General features: G+C 64.8%; 19 protein-coding genes. 11 read left to right on the top strand and 8 right to left on the bottom strand.

Annotated elements, in window-relative coordinates:
* Window positions 1-76 precede the first annotated feature (76 nt).
* Window positions 77-1,333, top strand: a complete 1,257-nt coding sequence (gene trpB, locus SynRS9909_RS12500) for a tryptophan synthase subunit beta (protein ID WP_007101373.1) — start codon at window positions 77-79, stop codon at window positions 1,331-1,333.
* Between the two features lie 7 nt (window positions 1,334-1,340).
* On the opposite strand, the gene hrcA is transcribed toward trpB, so the two are convergent.
* Both hrcA and SynRS9909_RS12490 read right to left on the bottom strand, forming a co-directional pair.
* A complete protein-coding gene (hrcA, locus tag SynRS9909_RS12495; RefSeq protein ID WP_007101374.1) occupies window positions 1,341-2,339 on the bottom strand; it encodes a heat-inducible transcriptional repressor HrcA in 999 nt (332 codons plus the stop codon).
* Between the two features lie 38 nt (window positions 2,340-2,377).
* Window positions 2,378-2,740, bottom strand: a complete 363-nt coding sequence (locus SynRS9909_RS12490; protein WP_007101375.1) for a rhodanese-like domain-containing protein — start codon at window positions 2,738-2,740, stop codon at window positions 2,378-2,380.
* Between the two features lie 74 nt (window positions 2,741-2,814).
* Here SynRS9909_RS12490 and SynRS9909_RS12485 point away from each other — a divergent pair, with 74 nt between their 5' ends.
* The 9 genes from SynRS9909_RS12485 (at window position 2,815) to SynRS9909_RS12445 (ending at window position 10,584) form a co-directional block, all read left to right on the top strand.
* Window positions 2,815-4,500 carry a DUF3352 domain-containing protein gene (locus SynRS9909_RS12485; protein ID WP_007101376.1) on the top strand — a complete coding sequence of 562 codons (1,686 nt, stop codon included), beginning with the start codon at window positions 2,815-2,817 and terminating at the stop codon, window positions 4,498-4,500.
* Entirely contained in the window at window positions 4,478-4,978 is a 501-nt protein-coding gene (gene sixA, locus SynRS9909_RS12480; RefSeq protein WP_007101377.1) for a phosphohistidine phosphatase SixA, read from the top strand. The genes SynRS9909_RS12485 and sixA overlap by 23 nt, the downstream gene beginning before the upstream one ends.
* A 19-nt stretch (window positions 4,979-4,997) precedes the next feature.
* Window positions 4,998-6,188 (top strand): citrate synthase, encoded by a 1,191-nt coding sequence (locus SynRS9909_RS12475; protein WP_007101378.1) that lies wholly within the window; start codon window positions 4,998-5,000, stop codon window positions 6,186-6,188.
* A gap of 60 nt (window positions 6,189-6,248) precedes the next feature.
* A complete protein-coding gene (gene nuoH, locus SynRS9909_RS12470; protein WP_174719561.1) occupies window positions 6,249-7,367 on the top strand; it encodes an NADH-quinone oxidoreductase subunit NuoH in 1,119 nt (372 codons plus the stop codon).
* A gap of 92 nt (window positions 7,368-7,459) precedes the next feature.
* Window positions 7,460-8,116, top strand: coding sequence for an NAD(P)H-quinone oxidoreductase subunit I (gene ndhI / locus SynRS9909_RS12465; RefSeq protein WP_007101380.1), 657 nt, complete (start codon window positions 7,460-7,462; stop codon window positions 8,114-8,116).
* Window positions 8,113-8,715, top strand: a complete 603-nt coding sequence (locus tag SynRS9909_RS12460) for an NADH-quinone oxidoreductase subunit J (RefSeq protein WP_007101381.1) — start codon at window positions 8,113-8,115, stop codon at window positions 8,713-8,715. Before ndhI ends, SynRS9909_RS12460 begins: the two co-directional genes overlap by 4 nt.
* Window positions 8,716-8,754: 39 nt before the next feature.
* Window positions 8,755-9,084, top strand: a complete 330-nt coding sequence (gene nuoK, locus SynRS9909_RS12455; RefSeq protein WP_007101382.1) for an NADH-quinone oxidoreductase subunit NuoK — start codon at window positions 8,755-8,757, stop codon at window positions 9,082-9,084.
* Window positions 9,085-9,102: 18 nt separating this feature from the next.
* A complete protein-coding gene (locus SynRS9909_RS12450) occupies window positions 9,103-10,056 on the top strand; it encodes an NAD(+) kinase (protein WP_007101383.1) in 954 nt (317 codons plus the stop codon).
* Between the two features lie 12 nt (window positions 10,057-10,068).
* Window positions 10,069-10,584 (top strand): CYTH domain-containing protein, encoded by a 516-nt coding sequence (locus SynRS9909_RS12445; protein ID WP_007101384.1) that lies wholly within the window; start codon window positions 10,069-10,071, stop codon window positions 10,582-10,584.
* 203 nt (window positions 10,585-10,787) lie between these two features.
* Here the strand turns inward: SynRS9909_RS12445 and SynRS9909_RS12440 are convergent, their stop codons facing one another.
* The gene (locus SynRS9909_RS12440) at window positions 10,788-11,066 is read right to left on the bottom strand and encodes a response regulator transcription factor (protein WP_007101386.1); all 279 of its coding nucleotides are present in this window, start codon (window positions 11,064-11,066) and stop codon (window positions 10,788-10,790) included.
* Between the two features lie 90 nt (window positions 11,067-11,156).
* On the opposite strand from SynRS9909_RS12440, the gene SynRS9909_RS12435 reads away from it, so the two are divergent.
* Window positions 11,157-12,080 carry a methylenetetrahydrofolate reductase gene (locus SynRS9909_RS12435; RefSeq protein ID WP_007101387.1) on the top strand — a complete coding sequence of 308 codons (924 nt, stop codon included), beginning with the start codon at window positions 11,157-11,159 and terminating at the stop codon, window positions 12,078-12,080.
* On the opposite strand, the gene SynRS9909_RS12430 is transcribed toward SynRS9909_RS12435, so the two are convergent.
* The 5 genes from SynRS9909_RS12430 to SynRS9909_RS12410 all read right to left on the bottom strand — a co-directional run bounded on the left by SynRS9909_RS12430 (window position 12,061) and on the right by SynRS9909_RS12410 (window position 18,828).
* On the bottom strand, window positions 12,061-13,239 hold the full coding sequence (locus SynRS9909_RS12430) for an NDP-sugar synthase (protein WP_007101388.1): 1,179 nt from the start codon (window positions 13,237-13,239) through the stop codon (window positions 12,061-12,063). The genes SynRS9909_RS12435 and SynRS9909_RS12430 overlap by 20 nt on opposite strands.
* A gap of 46 nt (window positions 13,240-13,285) precedes the next feature.
* A complete protein-coding gene (locus tag SynRS9909_RS12425) occupies window positions 13,286-14,188 on the bottom strand; it encodes a segregation/condensation protein A (protein ID WP_007101389.1) in 903 nt (300 codons plus the stop codon).
* A gap of 68 nt (window positions 14,189-14,256) precedes the next feature.
* A complete protein-coding gene (locus tag SynRS9909_RS12420; protein ID WP_007101390.1) occupies window positions 14,257-15,921 on the bottom strand; it encodes an NAD(P)H-quinone oxidoreductase subunit 4 in 1,665 nt (554 codons plus the stop codon).
* Between the two features lie 112 nt (window positions 15,922-16,033).
* A complete protein-coding gene (locus SynRS9909_RS12415) occupies window positions 16,034-18,046 on the bottom strand; it encodes an NAD(P)H-quinone oxidoreductase subunit 5 (protein ID WP_007101391.1) in 2,013 nt (670 codons plus the stop codon).
* Window positions 18,047-18,081: 35 nt separating this feature from the next.
* Window positions 18,082-18,828: an NnrU family protein gene (locus SynRS9909_RS12410; protein ID WP_007101392.1), complete on the bottom strand. Its 747-nt coding sequence runs from the start codon at window positions 18,826-18,828 to the stop codon at window positions 18,082-18,084.
* Between the last annotated feature and the right edge of the window lie 9 nt (window positions 18,829-18,837).

Genomic DNA, 18,837 nt, shown 5'->3' with positions numbered 1-18,837 from the left:
GACACCCACGGCACGGCCTGATCGCCTGCTTACGCTGACCCCACGCTTCAACGATCGTTCCGCGGTCGGCTGCTCCGTGACCAGCACCCTGCCTCCCAAGCCCACCGACGCGGATCTGGCCGTGAGCTCCAGGCCGAGCCCCCTGGGCCGCTTCGGTCGCTTCGGGGGGCAATACGTGCCCGAAACCCTGATGCCGGCGCTGGCCGAACTGGAGCAGGCCGCGGCGGAAGCCTGGAAGGATCCGGCGTTCACCGATCGCCTTCACCACCTGCTGCGCACCTATGTGGGGCGCCCCAACCCGTTGTATGAAGCCGAACGGCTCACGGAGCATTACCGCCGCAGCGAGGGTGGCCCGCGCATCTGGCTGAAGCGCGAAGACCTCAACCACACCGGCGCCCACAAGATCAACAACGCCCTCGGCCAGGCCTTGCTCGCCTTGCGCATGGGCAAGAAGCGGATCATCGCCGAAACCGGTGCCGGCCAGCATGGTGTCGCCACCGCCACCGTCTGCGCTCGCTTCGGCCTGGACTGCGTTGTTTACATGGGCGCCGAGGACATGCGCCGGCAGGCCCTGAATGTGTTCCGCATGCGCTTGCTGGGCGCCACGGTGCAGCCTGTCACCGCCGGCACCGCCACCCTCAAGGACGCCACCAGCGAAGCGATCCGCGACTGGGTCACCAACGTGGAGACCACCCACTACATCCTCGGATCGGTGGCGGGCCCCCATCCCTACCCGATGTTGGTGCGCGACTTCCATGCCGTGATCGGCGAGGAGACCAAGCGACAGTGCCATGAGGCCTTCGGTCGCAACCCCGACGTGCTGGTGGCCTGTGTGGGCGGGGGCTCCAACGCCATGGGGCTCTTTCACCCGTTCGTGGGCGACACCGACGTGCGCTTGGTCGGCGTGGAAGCCGCCGGCGATGGTGTCGACACGGGCCGGCACGCTGCCACGATCACGGAAGGCCGGGTGGGGGTGCTGCACGGGGCGATGAGTCTGCTGCTGCAGGATCAGGACGGCCAGGTGCAGGAAGCCCACTCGATCAGTGCGGGTCTGGATTATCCCGGTGTCGGGCCGGAGCACAGCTATCTGCGCGAGATCGGACGCGCCGAGTACGGCGCCGTCACCGATGCCCAGGCACTCGACGCACTGCAGCTGGTGAGCCGCTGTGAGGGCATCATTCCCGCCCTGGAAACCGCCCATGCCTTCGCCTGGCTGGACCAGCTCTGCCCCACCCTGCAGCAGGGCACCGAAGTGGTGCTCAACTGTTCCGGGCGAGGCGACAAGGACGTGAACACCGTGGCCGAGAAGCTGGGGGACGCCCTCGGCGGCTGACGCGCCTTCAGGACAGCAGGCGCTCCAGGGCCCGGGCCACCGAGCGAGCCGCGGCCAGACCCGTGGCGTAGGCCATGCGCATCGGTCCGATCAGGGCCACATGGCCGATGCCCTCACTGCCGCTGCGGTACGGCGCCTGAACCACCGAGAACTGCTGCAGGGCTGCTTCCGGATGCTCTTCACCGATCCACACCCCCCGTTCGGGCGGATGGTCTGCCGGCACCAGGGCGCCGGGTCGTTGGTCCACCAATTCGAGCAGGGGGCGCACCAGGCTGCTGTCGATGAATTCCGGCTGGGCGATCAGACGGGAGACCCCATGGACGAGGGCGGCGGTCTCCTCCGCTTGTTTCAGCTGTTGGTGGCTGCTGATGGCATCCTCGAGCACCCGCCCGAAGGGCTGGAGCTGCAGGGGCAGGCTGTTCCAGTCCAGGTTTCCATCCCTGCTGCTGTCGAGCTGGCGGCGGGTCCAGGTTTCCATCGCCTCCAGCTGGTGCCCTGAGCCATGGGGGAGGCGCAGATTGAGGTGGCTGGCCTGGTTGCTGCTCTCCACAAGCATCACCAGCAAGCGATCGCCGCTGCACACCAGTCGCACCGCCTGCAGGCTCGGCGTGCTCCGCTGGGGACGGGTGATCAGGCTCATCAGCCCGGTGAAGTCGGTGAGTCGCCTGGCCATCTGTTGCAGCAGATCATCAAGGGCGGCCCAACGCAGGCTGATCTGGGTGAGTTCCTGTTCCAGGTGCTGGACGGCGGCACCGGGTTTCGGCAGCAGGCAATCCACGTAGTGGCGGTAGCCTCGGGCGCTGGGCACCCGTCCGGCGGAGGTATGGGGTTGGGTCAACAGCCCCCGCTGTTCCAGGGCCCCCATCGCCGAACGCACCGTGGCGGAGCTGGCTTTGAGGCCGAAGCGCTGCACCAGGGTGCGGCTGCCCACCGGTTCGATCGTGTCCACGTAGTGATGCACCGTGGCCCGCAGGACCTCCTGTTGTCGGTTGGGGAGGGTGTCCACGGCAGCCCGATCGTCAGGGCGATGGTACGGGCGGCTTGTCAGTAGCGGGGGACGTTCGGATCCACTTCCACACTCCAGGCATCGATCCCGCCCTCGAGATTCCAGACGGTGCGGTGCGGATCCCTGGCCAGCAGCCAACAGCCGAACTGCCAGCTGCGCACCCCTGCATGACAGAGCACCACGAGGTCGGCGTCCTCACCCAGCAGGCCTGGCAAGGCGGACAGCCAGCGTTCCGACTCGCTCAGGGGCAAGTGGATCACGGGGTGGGGGAAGGGGGCGAGCGCCAGTTCCTGCTGCTCGCGCACATCCACCAATCGCAGCGGTTGCTCACTCTGCAGCCAGAGGCTGAGATCCCTGGCAGAAAGCGGTTTTGGCCGTGCGTCAGGTGTCGAATCGGTCATGGCTGAAGTCTGCTGGTTCCTGGCAAGGGTCGGCGGATGGACAAAGATGACGGCACGTGACCGCCCGCCGGCCCATGAAGGCCCGCCCATTTCTGCTCGCCGTTGCCCTGGCGGCCTTCGTTCTGCTCGGATCTGCCCTTGGCATTGGCTGGGCCATGGCCCGGCAAAGTCCGATCCGCCTCGTCGATCGCCCCCTCGCCTTGCCGCGGGCCGCCCGTTTTGTGCCCAGGGATGCGGCCCTCAGCCTGCATTGGCTGGTGGATCCCGCTCGTCTGCCCGCCTATGCCGAGGCCGTGGCGCCCATCGGTCAGCGACGTGCGGTGCGGGAGGGGATGACCCAGCTGCGCCAGGGGGTCTTCGCGCTTGCCGGGCTTGATTTCGAGGCGGAGCTGGCCGACTGGCTCGGGCCCCAGGTGAGCGTGGCCCTGCTGGAACCGGGGGGATCGGATCGATCGCCCGCCTGGGTGTTGGCCCTGGCCAGCCGTGATCAGGATGGCGCCCGCCGCTTCCTGCAACGCTTCTGGCAAACCCGCAGTCTCGCTGGCACCGATCTGCAGATCAGCCGCTACCGCGGCATCGGCGTGATCAGTGGGCGGGGGGCGCTGCTCGGTCGTGATCCCCAGCCGATCGCGACGGCGCTCATCGATGATGACCTGCTGCTGCTCGCCTCGGGCCGGGGTGCTCTGGAGCAGGCCCTGGACAGTTCCCAGCTGGATGCTGTGCATCAGCTGGGTGATCCGCAACTGCAGGCTCAGGTGCAGGAGCTCGGTCGGGGAGTGGCGCTGCTCACCGCCAGCCCGCCGGCGCTCGAGCAATGGCTCGGTCTGCCTGCCGCCGTGAGCCAGCGCGATGATCTCAACGGCATGGTGGCGGCCCTGAAGCCTGAAGGCGCCGACCTGCGACTGGATGGCCTGCTCCGGTTCCGAGCACCTGTGGTGCGCTCTGTGCGCGCGGATGCCGATGGCCATGCCCTGATCCAGGCGGCCGGTGGCCCGGCTGAGGCCCTGGCGGTGCTGGAAGCACCGGCGAACCTGATGACCGCAGGCAACGATCCGCTGGTGCAGTGGCTCGGCCCCCTGCTCAGGGGCCAGCTGGATCAGACCGGCTCTCCTGCCCTGCGGGCGGTGGCGACGCTCGATGCCGGCCCCTTGCTCTGGGAGCGGCTTGCTGACGGCTGGCTGCTGGGCACCGAGTCGGCTGAGCCGGAGGCCGAGGCGGTGGATGCGGCGTTGCAGGAGAGCGATCTGGTGCGCTCCGCGCTGGAGGGGGATCAGGGGCCGCTCAGCGTCTGGACGCGACTGCAGCGTCAGCGCAGCCATGGCAAGGAGTCGCTCGCGACCGAATTGGCCGTGGCCCGTGAAGCGAGCGATGGCGCGGCATGGTGGGGGCTTTCGCTGCAGGCTCTCGGGCAGCGTCGTGAGACCAAGGCGTTGCGCCCCCGCCTCGAGCAACTCGATGCCCTGGCGGCCGAGGCCTGGGCGGGAGGCGTTGGGGCGCTGCAGCAACTGGCTTTGGACGATCAGCTGGCCCGGGACCAGTTGCAGCGGTGGCGTCCCTGGACGTTGCTCCAGGTCGTTGCCGGTCGCTCCTTGCTGCCCACGGTGCAGGGGATGGCCATGGCTGTTGTCCCGGGGAAGGCTGTTGTCCCGGGGAAGGCTGTTGACCCAGGTGAGCCCGTGGCTGCTGACAGCTCAGCCGGATCGGACCAGGCTTCAGCCAGCGACACCCTGCGACTGCGTGCCCACCTCAGCCTCGGTTGATCTCTATCTGCTGCGTCATGGCATCGCCGCCGAGCGCGTTCAAGGGGCGGATGATCCGGAGCGGGCCCTGACCCGGGTCGGTCAGCAACGCGCTTTGGCCGTGATGCGGCGACTGCGCAGTCTGGGTGTCCAGGCGGATCGCCTGCTCACCAGTCCCTATCGCCGGGCCCGGCAGACGGCCGAGCTGGCGGTGCAGGCCGATATGGCGCCCCAGCTGGAACTCGAGCCGCGCCTCCAACCCGGCGGCGACCATCGCGCCCTGGTGACGGAGCTGGGCGGGCGCTGCCTTTTGGTGGGGCACGAGCCGGATCTCAGCGACCTGGCAGCGGCCTTGGTCGGTGCGCCCGCCGGCAGCCTGCGGCTGCGGAAAGCCGGCCTCTGTCATCTGCATTGGTCGAGGCCAAGCGTCCACAGCTTCGGAACAGCGCGCCTCGAAGCGTTGCTGAGGCCACGGTTTCTCCTGCCAGGCCCGGTTTAGGTTGCCCTGCAGAAGCGGAGTGGGGGTGGCACAGAACGAGGAGATTCGCCATGAAAAAACCGGGATCGTGTTCAGGCCCGGCCTGGAAGGCGTGCCTGCCACCCAGTCGGCGATCTGCGACATCGATGGCCAGCTCGGTCGTCTCTCCTATCGCGGGTATCCCCTGGAGGATCTGGCGGTTCACAGCACCTTCCTGGAAACCACCTATCTCCTGATCTGGGGCGAGCTTCCTTCGCCGCAGCAACTGCGGGACTTTGAAGAGGAAGTTCAGATGCACCGGCGCGTCAGTTTCCGGGTGCGCGACATGATGAAGTGCTTCCCGGCCAGCGGTCATCCGATGGATGCGCTGCAGTCGAGTGCGGCATCCCTGGGGCTCTTCTATTCCCGCCGGGCGATTGATGATCCCCAATACATCTACGACGCCGTGGTGCGGTTGATCGCCAAGATCCCCACGATGGTGGCTGCGTTCCAGCTGATCCGGAAGGGGCAGGATCCGATTCAGCCGCGGGATGACCTGGCCTACTCGGCCAATTTCCTATACATGCTCACCGAGCGGGAACCGGATCCGCTGGCGGCCCGCATCTTTGATCGCTGCCTGATGCTGCACGCCGAGCACAGCCTGAATGCGAGCACCTTCAGTGCCCGGGTCACCGCCAGCACCCTCACCGACCCCTATGCCGTGGTGGCCTCGGCCGTCGGCACGCTGGCCGGCCCCTTGCACGGTGGTGCCAATGAGGATGTGCTCGCCATGCTCGAAGAGATCGGCACGCCTGCCAACGCAGCCGCCTATCTCGATGAGGCGATGGCCAGCAAGCGCAAGGTGATGGGCTTCGGTCACCGGGAATATCGCGTCAAGGATCCCCGTGCCGTGATCCTGCAGTCGCTGGCGGAAGAGATGTTCGCCCGCTTCGGTCACGATGCGCTCTACGACGTGGCCCGCGCCCTGGAGGAGGCCGCCGACACTCGCCTCGGTCCGAAAGGGATCTATCCCAACGTCGACTTTTACTCCGGCCTGGTGTATCGCAAGCTCGGGATCCCCAGGGATCTGTTCACACCGGTGTTCGCCATCGCCCGGGTCGCCGGCTGGTTGGCGCACTGGCGGGAACAGCTCGGTGCCAATCGCATTTTTCGTCCATCGCAGATCTACACCGGCCACCCGCTGCGCAGCTGGGTCGCGCGCGAGAGCCGCGTTCCGGCTGCGGGCGCCTAAGTTGCTGGCAACTCACCCGTGATCATGGTGACTCCCTTTGCCACTGCCGCGCCGGCCCTGGTGAGTCCAGGTCTGGATCTGGAACTCAGCTTCAGTGAGGCGTTGCAGGGATTCGGGCTGTCCCCCCAGGCGGCCCATCTGCTCTGGTTGCCGCTGCCGATGCTGCTGGTGTTGGTGGCTGCGGTGGTGGGCGTGTTGGTCACCGTCTGGCTGGAGCGCAAGATCTCCGCGGCTGTGCAGCAGCGCATCGGTCCCGAATACGCCGGTGCCCTCGGCGTCCTGCAGCCCCTGGCTGATGGCCTGAAGCTGCTGGTGAAGGAAGACGTGATTCCGGCCCGCGCCGACGGCCTGCTCTTCACCCTCGGCCCCGTGCTGGTGGTGGTGCCGGTGATCCTGTCCTGGCTGATTGTTCCCTTTGGCCAGAACCTGCTGATCAGCAACGTGGGTGTGGGGATTTTTCTCTGGATCTCCCTGAGCAGCGTGCAACCCATTGGCCTGCTGATGAGTGGCTACGCCTCCAACAACAAATATTCACTCCTGGGCGGTCTGCGCGCAGCCGCCCAATCGATCAGTTACGAGATTCCCCTGGCGCTCTCCGTGCTGGCGATCGTGATGATGAGCAACTCGCTCAGCACAATCGACATCGTCGATCAGCAGACCGGCGCCGGGCTGCTGAGTTGGAACGTGTGGCGGCAACCGGTTGGTTTCCTGATCTTCTGGATCTGTGCCCTCGCCGAATGCGAGCGACTCCCCTTCGACCTCCCGGAAGCGGAGGAAGAGCTGGTCGCCGGCTACCAGACCGAATACGCCGGTATGAAATTCGCCCTCTTCTACCTGGGCAGCTACATCAATCTGGTGCTGTCGGCGCTTCTGGTCTCGGTGCTCTACCTCGGAGGCTGGGGCTTCCCGATCCCCGTCGAGTGGCTCGCCGGATGGTTGGGGCAATCCGTTGATGCCCCTGTGGTGCAGGTGATCACCGGCACCGTCGGCATCGTGATGACGGTGCTCAAGGCCTACCTGCTCGTGTTCCTCGCCATCCTGCTGCGCTGGACCACGCCGCGGGTGCGCATCGACCAGCTGCTCGACCTGGGCTGGAAGTTCCTGCTTCCCCTCTCACTGGTGAATCTGCTGGTCACCGCCGCCCTCAAACTCGCCTTCCCCGTCGCCTTCGGGGGCTGACCCTGTCGGTGCGAGGCCTGGCTTCGCACCGACAACATGCCGCCATGGGCGGCATCATGACCTTGTGCTAACCATCTGATCGCTGCCTTGCCATGTTCGGATTTCTCAAGCAGGTAGGTGACTACACCCGGGATGCCGTGGATGCGGCCCGCAATCTCACCCAGGGATTGGCGGTCACCTTTGACCACATGAAGCGTCGGCCGGTCACGGTTCAGTACCCCTACGAGAAGCTGATTCCATCGGAGCGCTATCGCGGCCGGATCCACTACGAGTTGGACAAGTGCATTGCCTGTGAGGTGTGCGTGCGGGTCTGCCCGATCAACTTGCCCGTCGTCGACTGGGTGATGAATAAGGAAACGAAGAAAAAAGATCTGCGTAACTATTCTATTGATTTCGGTGTTTGTATCTTTTGCGGTAATTGTGTGGAATATTGCCCTACCAACTGCCTTTCGATGACGGAGGAATATGAGCTGGCTGCCTTTGACCGTCACAGTCTCAACTATGACAATGTCGCCCTCGGCCGTCTGCCAACCAGCGTCACCACCGACCCCTCCGTGCAGCCGCTGCGAGAACTCGGCTATCTGCCTGCAGGCGTGATCGATCCCCACGACGTGCCGGCGGATCAGCCCAGGGCCGGTCAGTTGCCGGAGCAGGTTCTGGCCACTCTGGCCCCCTTGGCTGGTGCCGATGCGGCGGATGGTGGAGAATCCTCTGCAACAGCCCCCGCCAAGGAGGAGAGCGCGGAATGACGATCGCAGCGTCCACCCAGCTCATCTGTTTTGTTGCCCTTGCTGCCGTGGTGGTGATCGGCGCCCTCGGCGTCGTGCTCCTGAGCAACATCGTCTATTCCGCCTTCCTGTTGGGTGGCGTGTTTCTGGCGGTTGCCGGCCTTTATCTCCTCCTCAATGCCAGCTTCGTGGCTGCGGCCCAGGTGTTGGTTTATGTGGGGGCGGTGAACGTGCTGATCCTGTTCGCGATCATGCTCGTGAACAAACGGGAAGACCTGGCGCCGATTCAGGGTCTGCCGATTCGGCGGCTGCTCTCCGCCGGCGTCTGTGCCGGTCTGTTCGCCCTGTTGGTGCGGGTGGTGATCACCACGCCCTGGGCTGTGCCAGGCCCGGCGGCGATCGGTGAGGGGGCGACCGAGCGGATCGGCGAACATCTCTTCACCGACTACCTGCTTCCCTTCGAGCTGGCGTCGGTGTTGTTGCTGATGGCGATGATCGGGGCGATCGTTCTGGCCCGTCGCGATGTGCAGTCCACCGACCTGGGCACCGGCGCCGTCGCCGATCAGGGCCTGATTGAAAAGGCGCGCACACCTCTGCTTGTCGATCAGGGTCCCTCCTGATCCAGGCCATCTCCCTTCCCCTGTCTGCTCTTGATCCCCATGTCCGACCTGCTGAGCGGTTCCGTACCTCTTGAGGCCTACCTGCTCCTGGCGGCGGTGCTGTTCTGCACGGGGGTTTGGGGCCTGATCAACAGCCGCAACGCGGTGCGCGTGCTGATGAGCATTGAGCTGATGCTGAACGCCGTCAACATCAACCTGATGGCGTTCTCCTCGTATGTGGATGGCGATCTGATCCGCGGTCAGGTGTTTGCCGTGTTCGTGATCACCGTGGCGGCGGCGGAGGCGGCGGTGGGTCTGGCGATTCTGCTGTCGCTGTATCGGAATCGGGTCACAGTGGATATGGAACGCTTCAATCTGCTGCGCTGGTGATCCCGGTGCCCCACGTCCATGCATCTCCAAAGGGTCTGGCTGATTTATCGGGCTGACAGTCCGATTGCTTTGCGTGAGGCCCGCCGTTGCGCTGATGCATTGACGGATCTCGGGGTGACGGTCTCCCTGGCGATGAGCGGCGCCAGCGCCGACCCCTTTCCAGGTCTGCTGGCTTCGGAAACCGAGCTTCCCGATCTGGCGGTGGTGCTGGGTGGCGACGGCACCGTGCTTGGCGCGGCGCGCCATCTGTCGGTGCTCAAGGTCCCGATCCTTTGCTTCAACGTGGGTGGCCACCTTGGCTTTCTCACCCATGAGCCCAGCCTCCTCGGCGGTCAGGAGCTCTGGCAGCGCCTGCTCGACGACCGTTACGCCATGGAACGGCGCATGATGCTGCAGGCCACGGTCAATCGTCGCCCGGATCTCAATTGTCCGGTGGGTGCCTCATCAGGGCCGATGACCGATGCTGCGACCCCCGATGTGGAGCGGCACTGGGCCCTCAATGATCTCTATTTGCGCCCCTATCGGGATGAAATTGCGCCCACCTGCATTCTCGAGCTGGAGATCGATGGCGAAGTGGTGGATCAGATCCGGGGCGACGGGCTGATCCTGGCCACCCCCACCGGTTCCACCGGCTACGCGATGGCGGCAGGGGGACCCATCCTGCATCCGGGCATGGAGGCCATCATCATCAGTCCGATCTGCCCCATGAGTCTGTCCAGTCGGCCGGTGGTCGTGCCACCCCGCTCCAGGCTGGTGATCTGGCCCCTGGGGCAGCCCAGCAGTCAGGTGAAGCTCTGGAAAGATGGTGCCAGTGGCTCTGTCCTGGAGCCGGGTGAGTGCTGTGTGATTCAGCGGGCTCCCCACCACGCCCTGATGGTGCAGCTGGATCAGCGGCCCTCCTACTACCGCACCCTGGCCTACAAGCTCCACTGGGCGGGCAGCCTGGTGGACAGCGCTCCATCACCGAACTGATCCTGAAACGCCATGGCTCTCGAGATCGAACGTCGCTTCCTTGTGGCATCGGATGGATGGCGGTCCCTGGCCGGTGCTGCCCAGCCGTTGCGTCAGGGGTATCTCGCCGGTTCGCGCGAGGGTGTCACCGTGCGACTGCGTCTGCGCGACAGCGATCAAGGGCGGGCCGAGCAGGCCTGGCTGACGCTCAAAGCCCCGGCGGCGGGTTTTGCCCGCCATGAGTTCGAATACGCCATTCCCGTGGCCGATGCGGAGGATCTCTGGCAGTTCGCGCCCCATCGCCTCACCAAGACGCGCTTTGCCCTCGCCTGTCCAGGCGGGGATTGGGTGGTGGATGTGTTTGCAGCGGAGAATGCACCACTGGTGTTAGCGGAGGTGGAACTGCCGGCGGCCGATGCGCCGTTGGAGCTTCCCCCCTGGTGTGGCCGCGAGTTGACGGGCGACGATCGCTGGAGCAATGCGGCGCTGGCGCACCAGCCCTTGGCGAGCAGGCCCGGGGAGTGGCTGAAAGCTTTTGATTTGCTTTAGATTTGAGTGACAGGGTCGGCGCTGCCGGCCCAGGTCGCAGAGCAATCTGCAGGGGGTGGCCATGTATGGCCTTTACGACAGCGACGGCATCCTGCGCTTCATGGGCGGCTGCCGGGAAGCCTGTGAAGACTATGCCGCGCTGTTTGAGCTTTCTCTGGCGAATTGCTCTCTGCTGGCGATCCCCAGGGTGATCCGCTCGCCGATCAGGACGCGCCGGGTGTCGCGTCAGGCAGTGAGCAGCAATTGAACCCATCCCGGCAGATCTTGCCGTGATCCATGGCCCAGTTCAGCAGGGCCACCCGGTTTTTGGCACCGGTTTTGGTGAACACGTTGCTGACGTGGTTGTCCACCGTGCGCTTGCTGATGGTGAGGCGTTCCGCGATTTCCTGATTGGTGAGTCCCTCCGCCACCAGCTCCACGATTTCGATCTCCCTGGTCGAGAGATCGATCGATGGGGAGCCGGAGTCGCTGCCATGGGCCATGGTCACCGATTCCCACGCCTGTCTTGTCATCCTAGGCGCGGGGCAGTGGCCTGATCCCCCATAGTGGCCGGGGTTCAAGGGTGAATCGGTTTGGTCAGTGCGCTGCAGCGCGTCCTGCTGTCTGGAGAGGCAGCGATCACGGCGGAGGTGATGCCGCCACGGGGAGGGGATCCCAGCCATGCCCTGGCGATGGCGGAGCTGCTGCGGGGCCGGGTGCATGCCATCAATGTGACGGATGGCAGCCGGGCGGTGATGCGGATGAGCAGCCTCGCCCTCTGCCGCCTGCTTCTGGATGCAGGCCATGAGCCGGTGCTGCAGATGGCTTGCCGCGATCGCAATCGGATTGCGCTGCAGGGGGATCTGCTCGGGGCCCATGCTCTGGGGATCCGCAACCTGCTGTGCCTCACCGGTGACCCGGTGAAGGCGGGGGATCAGCCCGGCGCCAGGCCAGTCAATGAGCTCGAATCGGTGCGTCTGCTCCAGCAGGTCACGGCGTTCAACAGCGGCTTGGATCCGGTAAAGGAAACCCTGGCGGATGGGCCCACCAGCCTGTTTGCGGGGGCTGCTGCCGATCCTCACGCCTCCAGCTGGAGCGGCCTCTCCAGGCGATTGGAACGCAAACGCAAGGCCGGTGCCCAGTTCGTGCAGACCCAGATGGTGATGGATGCCGCTGTGCTGGAGCGCTTCTGCCGCGAGTTGGCGACTCCCTTGGAGCTCCCTGTGCTGGCCGGAGTGTTTCTGCTCAAATCGGCTCGCAACGCCCAGTTCATCAATCGGATGGTGCCCGGGGCTTGCATTCCCGAGGCCCTGATCGATCGCTTGGCCAGGGCCGAGAACCCTGCCGCCGAAGGGGTGACCATCGCCGCCGAGCAGGTGCGTCGCTATCTGGGGATCGCCCACGGGGTGCACCTGATGGCGGTGAAAGCGGAGGAGCGAATCCCGGAGATCCTCCGTCAGGCGGGCGTCAGCTCAGAGGCTGTTAATTCGCAGGCTGTTAATTCGCAGCGGTCGTGAGATCGGTGCCGAGCAGCTCGGCCATCGCCTTCTGCTGGGGCGAGGGTTCCACCAGATCCTGACGGCGGGCATCGGTGATCAGCCAGTCGAGGGCCGCTTCCTGCAGATCGAAGTGGTCGCCGTTCTTGCCGACGCAGTAGCGGCCGAACACCAACTTCTCCACCAACTGCACCCCGGGGCCGATCCGTGAGTAATCAAAAATGATCGAGTTGTCGATCACCGCGCCTTCGCAGATGTGACAGCTGGGGCCGATCATCGACGGGCCGAGAATGGTGGCGCCATCTTCGATCTTGGTCATTCCACCCACATACACCGGGCCCTGCACCTTGATCGTGTCCCAGTTGGCAGCCACGTTCAGGCCGGTATAGACCCCTGGCCGCACCTCCTTGCCCGGGATGCCGACCTGACGCACCTCGCCCTGGAGCACGCTGCGAATCGCCTGCCAGTAATCGGGCACTTTGCCAATATCCACCCATTCGAAATCCATCGGCAGGGCATAGAAGGGCGACCCCAGCTCCACCAGCTTCGGGAACAGGTCGGAGCCGATGTCGAACGGTTGACCGGAGGGAATGTGGGCAAAGATCTCCGGCTCGAAGATGTAGATGCCGGTGTTGATTGTGTCGCTGAGGGATTCCTCCACCTTCGGTTTTTCCTGGAAGGCGCGGATGCAGTCCTGTTCGTCGGTGACGACGACGCCGTAGCTGCTCACCTGATCGCGAGGCACCCGTTTGGTGACGAGGCTGGCGATCGCCCCCTTCTCCCTGTGGCGACGCACCGCTTCGCTCAGGTCCAGGTCGATCAGGGCATCGCCGCAGAGCACCACGAAGGTGTCATCGAAAAAGGGCTGGAAATCCTGGATCTTCTTGAGGCCGCCGGCCGACCCCAGGGCATCGCCGATCAGTTCACCATCCTCGATGCGGCCTTCAAAGCTGTAAGCGATTTCCACACCGAAGCGCTGGCCGTCGCGGAAGTAGTTCTCGATTTCTTCGGCGAGGTGCGACACATTCACCATCACCTCCTTGAAGCCGTGCTCCTTGAGCAGCTCCAGCAGAAACTCCATCACCGGTTTCTGCAGGATTGGGATCATCGGCTTAGGGATCACGTGCGTGATCGGCTGGACCCGCGTTCCCTTGCCCGCCGCCAGGATCATCGCCTTCATCGACGTCTCGAGGCCTCAGTTCGGATGCATCAACATAAAGGGCCGCTTACGCCACCCTCGCCTCCTCGGCCGGCATGACAGCTGGCACCTGCAGCGTTGTGAGCGGCAACTGGGCCGCACTGCCTGATGCCAGCACCCGTTTCAGCCGGAGTGGGGCATGCAGGTGCCCCTCCTGCTGCAGCTCCACCTGTCCCTGGGAGGAGAGGAAGAGCAGGGCCCAGAACACCCCCACCCGATCGGTGTCCAGATCCGCAGCCGCAGCTTCCGCCCAGCGTTGAACGAGGGTTTCGAAATCGGTCCAGTGAAGGGCTGCCTCCCAACGGCTCAGGAACACGCCCAGGGCAGCGGTGGTTTCCGGCAGTTTCTCCCGGTGGGCGAGGGCGGCCACCTGGGCAATCGCTTCGCGACGACTGAAGCGCTTCTGCCGTTGGCGTCGCCGCAGCTCCAGCTCGTCGGAGTCGAGTTGTTCGGCGATCGATTCGAGCTGTTCGATCAGTTCGCCGAGGGTGACCGGCCGCCGCAACGGTGGTGGGGCCACCGGGCGGCGCTCCAGCAAGCGTTCCGGTCGACGGGGCAGGTCGAACTCCGGATTCAGCCAGCCCTGATCCCCCAGCTCAGCTTCGCAGCACTCTTCCAGCACTGGCTCCGGGGGGAAGGTCTGGGCTTCGAGCACTTCCGCTTTCAGGCCCACGAGCACGGAGGCGGCCAGAAAGGCTTCGCTGCTGTCGGCCAGATCCTGCTCGTAGCTGCCACCACGACCCTGAAGGGCGTGCGCCACCTGACGGGGCACGGCAATGCGCTGACGGAGCTGATCGAGAAAGCCGTCCACAACGGCGATCACATCCACATCCCAGGGATCGAGATCGCCGCGCTGCGCCGCATCCTGAAGCAGGCGGATCGCCAGGCGCGCCCCCCCCTCACTTCCGCGGCTCAGCTCGGCATCCGACAACGCTGTGACATCACTGCGCTGAGGGTATCGAGGAGAACAAGGAGATGCCAGCTCCGATCCCTTGGTGGTTATTCGCCCACAGGCAGCGCCGGAGCCTGCAACAGGGCCGGCGCCAGTGAGAGGCTGCGAATCATCGGCGCCGTGGGTTGTTTGAGCCGTTCCATCGCCACCACATCCCGATCCACCAGCGCCTCGATCGAACTGCGGTAGCTGTCGGTCATCAGCCGGGGATACAAACCGATGCCGATGATCGGCACCAGCAGGCAGCCGATGATGTAGATCTCGCGCGGTTCGGCATCCACCAGGTTGGTGTTGGTCACCAGCTGGCTGTTTTCTTTGCCGAAGAAAATCTCCCGCAGCATGGAGAGGAGATAGATCGGGGTCAGGATCACGCCGACGGCAGCCAGGCCGTCGATGACGATGCGGAAGGTGAGGCTGTAGGCCTCGTCGGTGGCGAAGCCGGCAAACACCATCAATTCACTCACGAAGCCACTCATGCCGGGCAGGGCCAGGGAGGCGAGGGAGCAGATCGTCCAGAGGGCGAACATGATCCGCATCTTCTGGCCCACGCCGCCCATCTCATCGAGCTGGAGTGTGTGGGTGCGGTCGTAGGTGGCTCCCACCAGGAAAAACAGGCTGGCGCCGATCAGACCATGGCTGATCATCTGCAGCATGGCGCCACTGGTGCCGAGGGCGCTGAAGCTGCCGATGCCGATCAGCACGAAACCCATGTGGCTGATGGAGCTGTAGGCGATCTTGCGTTTGAGATTGCGCTGGGCGAAGGAGGTGAGGGCGGCATAGATGATGTTCACCACCCCAAGCACCACCAGCAGCGGCGCGAATTGGGCATGCGCTGCCGGCAGCAACTCGGCGTTGAAGCGCATCAGGGCGTAACCACCCATCTTGAGCAGAATGCCGGCCAGCAGCATGTGCACAGGAGCGGTGGCTTCGCCGTGGGCATCCGGCAGCCAGGTGTGCAAGGGCACGATCGGCAGCTTGACGCCGAAGGCGATCAGCAAGCCCGCGTAGCAGAGCAGTTGGAAGCCGGTGCCGAAGCCCTTCTGTGCCAGCACGCTGTATTCGTAACTCGGTGTTCCACCCCCGAAGAAACCCATGGCCAGGGCTGCCAGCAGGATGAACAAGGAGCTTCCGGCGGTGTAGAGGATGAATTTGGTGGCGGCGTATTGGCGTTTCTTGCCTCCCCAGATCGCCAGCAGCAGATACACCGGAATCAGCTCCAGCTCCCAGGCCAGGAAGAAGAGCAGCATGTCTTGCACAGCGAAGACGGCGATCTGCCCGCCATCCATCGCCAGGATCAGGAAAAAGAACAGCTTCGGTTTGAAGGTGACCGGCCAGGCGGCGAGAACGGCCAGGGTGGTGATGAAGCTCGTGAGCAGAATCAGGGGCATGGAGAGCCCATCGGCGCCGACGGCCCAGGTGAGTCCGAGCTGCGGTAGCCAGCTCACCCGTTCCGACAGCTGCAGGCCGCTGACACTGGGGTCGTAGCCATTGAGGTAGGCAGCAGCTGTGATCAGGAAGGTGACCAGGGCGATGCCCAGCGCAAACCAGCGCACCTGTTTGCCGTCTCCCTTGTCGGGCACAAAGGGCACGATCAGGGCGCCGACGATCGGAAACAGAATCGAAAGGCTCAGCCAGGGAACACCGGCTTCGAGGGCGTCAGGCACCAGAGCCGACGTGGGATCGAAGGGTGGACTGACGGCGAAATCCAGCACGGCCAGGCCTTTTCAGCACTGGCTGGAGTGTAGAAATCCTGGCCCGGTTCGCATCGCCTCGATAGGCGTTGACACACACAACGCGTCTGGAGGCCGTCAGGGCGCGAACGGATCAGCTGATCGGACTGCCGAGCACGCCGAACAGCACCACCAGGGCGATGACGCCACCGAACACGATCAAGGCATAGAACTGCGCCCTGCCGGTCTCGAAGTATTTCAGGCCTTCGCCGCTGCCCAGGGTGAGCAGGCCGGTGAGATTCACCACGCCATCCACCACCTTGGCGTCCACTTCCAGCACCTCGCGCGCCAGCTTGCGGCTGCCGCGAACAAAGAGCTTTTCGTTGATGGCATCGAGATACCACTTGTTGGCAAGGAAGGCATTGATCGCCGGGAAGCGAGCGGCCGCAAGCTGGCTCAGATCGAGGCGATGCAGCAGATAGGCGAGAACGGCGATGCTGATGCCCAGCAACGAGATGGCTACAGAGGCACCGGCCAGGGGCAGGAAGTCTCCCCAGCTGAAGTGTTCAGCCATCTCCACCGCCTCCTCTGGATTGAGCAGGGCAGCAAAGCGGCTGTTCCAGGGGGTGCCGAGCAGGCCGATGAGCACCGACGGCACCGCCAGGATCGCCAGGGGCAGGGTCATCGACCAGGTGGATTCATGCACGCTGCCGGCCTGATGACCATGGTCTTCGTCCGCAGTTTTGCCGGCGGCTTCGAGCAGGTTGTGTTGCAGCGCCGTATCCGTGCCGCGGAACTCCCCTTCGAAGGTGAGGAAGTAGAGGCGGAACATGTAGAAGGCCGTCATGCCTGCGGTGAGAAAGCCCACGGCCCACAACAGCGGGAATGTGCCGAAGGCCTGGCCGAGGATTTCGTCCTTGCTCCAGAAGCCGGCGAGGGGGGGGATGCCGCTGATGGCGATGCAGCCGATCAGGAAGGTGATCGCCGTGATCGGCATCTTGCCGCGCAGGCCGCCCATCAGGCGCATGTCCTGCGCCAGCACGGGTTCATGCCCCACCACGTCTTCCATGGCGTGGATCACCGAGCCAGAGCAGAGGAAGAGCATCGCTTTGAAGAAAGCGTGCGTCACCAGGTGGAACATCCCGGCCACCGGGGCGCCGCAACCCATGGCCAGCATCATGTAGCCCAGTTGGCTCACGGTGCTGTAAGCCAGCCCTTTCTTGAGATCCATCTGGGTGAGGGCGATCGATGCCCCCAGAAAGCAGGTGATCGTGCCCACCACGGCGATCACCAGACCCACCGATGGGAACTGGGCGTAGAGCGGCTCCAGGCGGGCCACCAGGAACACGCCGGCGGCCACCATCGTGGCGGCGTGGATCAGGGCGGAGATCGGGGTGGGGCCTTCCATCGCGTCGGGCAGCCACACGTGCAGGGGGAACTGGGCCGACTTGGCCATCGGCCCCATGAACACGAACAGGCAGAGGGCGAGAGCGGCCCAGCCGGGCACCACGCCTGAGCTGATCGCAGCGGAGAGGCCATCGGCGATGCCCTGGAAATCAAAGCTGCCGGTGGCCCAGAACAGACCGAGGATTCCGAGAAGGAGCCCGAAATCCCCGACCCTGTTCACCACAAAAGCTTTTTGGGCGGCATGGGCGGCACCGTCGCGGTCGTACCAGAAGCCGATCAGCAGATACGACGACATCCCCACCAGTTCCCAGAACACGTAGATCTCGAGGAGGTTCGGGCTCAACACCAGCCCGAGCATTGAACTGCTGAACAGGGCGAGGTAGGTGAAAAAGCGCACGTAGCTCTTGTCGTGCGCCATGTAGCCATGGGAATACAGCATCACCAGCAGGGCGATCGTGGTGACCAGGGCGAGCATCACGGCCCCGAGCGGATCGACCACGTAGCCCATCGGCAGGCTGAAACTGCCGGCGCTGGCCCACACAAACAGATGTTCCACCGGAGCGGCACCTGCCAGCTGTTCGAGCAGCACCGCATAACTGATGGCGGCGGCCGCCCCCACGCAACTGAGTAGCAGCACGGCAACCGGTTTGCGCAACCGATTGATCGTGCGGTTGAAACTGATCAGCCCCAGGCCGGTGAGGACAGCACCGAGCAGGGGGAGCACCGGGATCAACCAGGCGAAGTCAGCGGCCGAGTGCATCCGGGCGAATCAGGCTGATGCTGAGTGTAGGCAGCTCAGCTCAACAGGCCCTCGAGCCGTGAGTGAAGAAAGACCATGCCGCCGATCGGGATGTAGCGATGGGACCACCAGAACACCCCCACGGCGATGGCGATGCCGAGTTGCGCTGGACGCAGCAGTTCTCGCCAGTCGAGCTGCTGACGCCCATCGAGCACGGCCACGAAGGGCACCACCGAGGTGCTGTCCCGCAGGGTGTCGAAGGCGGTGCCGAAGCGTTCCTTCAGGCGGCGATCACCATGCCAGACGGCGAAGAGGTGGTGCCCGATCAGGCCGGCGCAGGTCACGAGCATGAAGCTGCTGCCGATCCAGAGGGCATGGCTGAAGCACCACAGGATCTGACCCACCGCCTGGGGGTGGCGGCTGATGCGAATGATTCCCGTGGCATAGAGCCGCACCTGAGGCTTGAGAACGGCAGGAATCTCCAGCAGGTTGTAGGTGGCGGGATAGAGAAATAGAAAGCTGATCGCCGTCAGTGTCCAAATCAGGGGCACCATGCCCGGCACCGCCTGGAGGTTCCAGAGCTGCAGGCCGTCGTAGCGGTGCGCCAGGAAATAGCCGATCACCACCACGGCTGAGGGAATGCTCAGAGCCGCGAAGATCAGCCGCCAGGCGCGGGCACCGATGCGGGCTTCGGCGCGGCTGCGCAGGGCCGCACCGCCGCTGTGGATCAGGGCGAAAGCGAGGAGCAGGGCCAGCATCACCAGGCTGCTGTGGTGAAGAGTGGGAGGGGCGCTCAGCGGCATGGTTGGATC

Source organism: Synechococcus sp. RS9909 (assembly GCF_014279595.1).
Classification (GTDB): Bacteria; Cyanobacteriota; Cyanobacteriia; order PCC-6307; family Cyanobiaceae; genus Synechococcus_C.
Note: the sequence above shows the minus strand (reverse complement) of the source record. Positions and strands in the feature narration are given on the sequence as shown.

Bases quoted from the DNA above. Each gene is read 5' to 3' on its own strand.
- SynRS9909_RS12450 (WP_007101383.1), top strand. From the start codon at position 9,103: ATGCATCTCCAAAGGGTCTGGCTGATTTATCGGGCTGACAGTCCGATT.
- SynRS9909_RS12410 (WP_007101392.1), bottom strand. From the start codon at position 18,828: ATGCCGCTGAGCGCCCCTCCCACTCTTCACCACAGCAGCCTGGTGATG.
- SynRS9909_RS12485 (WP_007101376.1), top strand. From the start codon at position 2,815: ATGAAGGCCCGCCCATTTCTGCTCGCCGTTGCCCTGGCGGCCTTCGTT.
- SynRS9909_RS12415 (WP_007101391.1), bottom strand. From the start codon at position 18,046: ATGCACTCGGCCGCTGACTTCGCCTGGTTGATCCCGGTGCTCCCCCTG.
- SynRS9909_RS12460 (WP_007101381.1), top strand. From the start codon at position 8,113: ATGACGATCGCAGCGTCCACCCAGCTCATCTGTTTTGTTGCCCTTGCT.
- nuoK (WP_007101382.1), top strand. From the start codon at position 8,755: ATGTCCGACCTGCTGAGCGGTTCCGTACCTCTTGAGGCCTACCTGCTC.
- SynRS9909_RS12490 (WP_007101375.1), bottom strand. From the start codon at position 2,740: ATGACCGATTCGACACCTGACGCACGGCCAAAACCGCTTTCTGCCAGG.
- SynRS9909_RS12445 (WP_007101384.1), top strand. From the start codon at position 10,069: ATGGCTCTCGAGATCGAACGTCGCTTCCTTGTGGCATCGGATGGATGG.
- SynRS9909_RS12430 (WP_007101388.1), bottom strand. From the start codon at position 13,239: ATGAAGGCGATGATCCTGGCGGCGGGCAAGGGAACGCGGGTCCAGCCG.
- ndhI (WP_007101380.1), top strand. From the start codon at position 7,460: ATGTTCGGATTTCTCAAGCAGGTAGGTGACTACACCCGGGATGCCGTG.
- SynRS9909_RS12440 (WP_007101386.1), bottom strand. From the start codon at position 11,066: ATGGCCCATGGCAGCGACTCCGGCTCCCCATCGATCGATCTCTCGACC.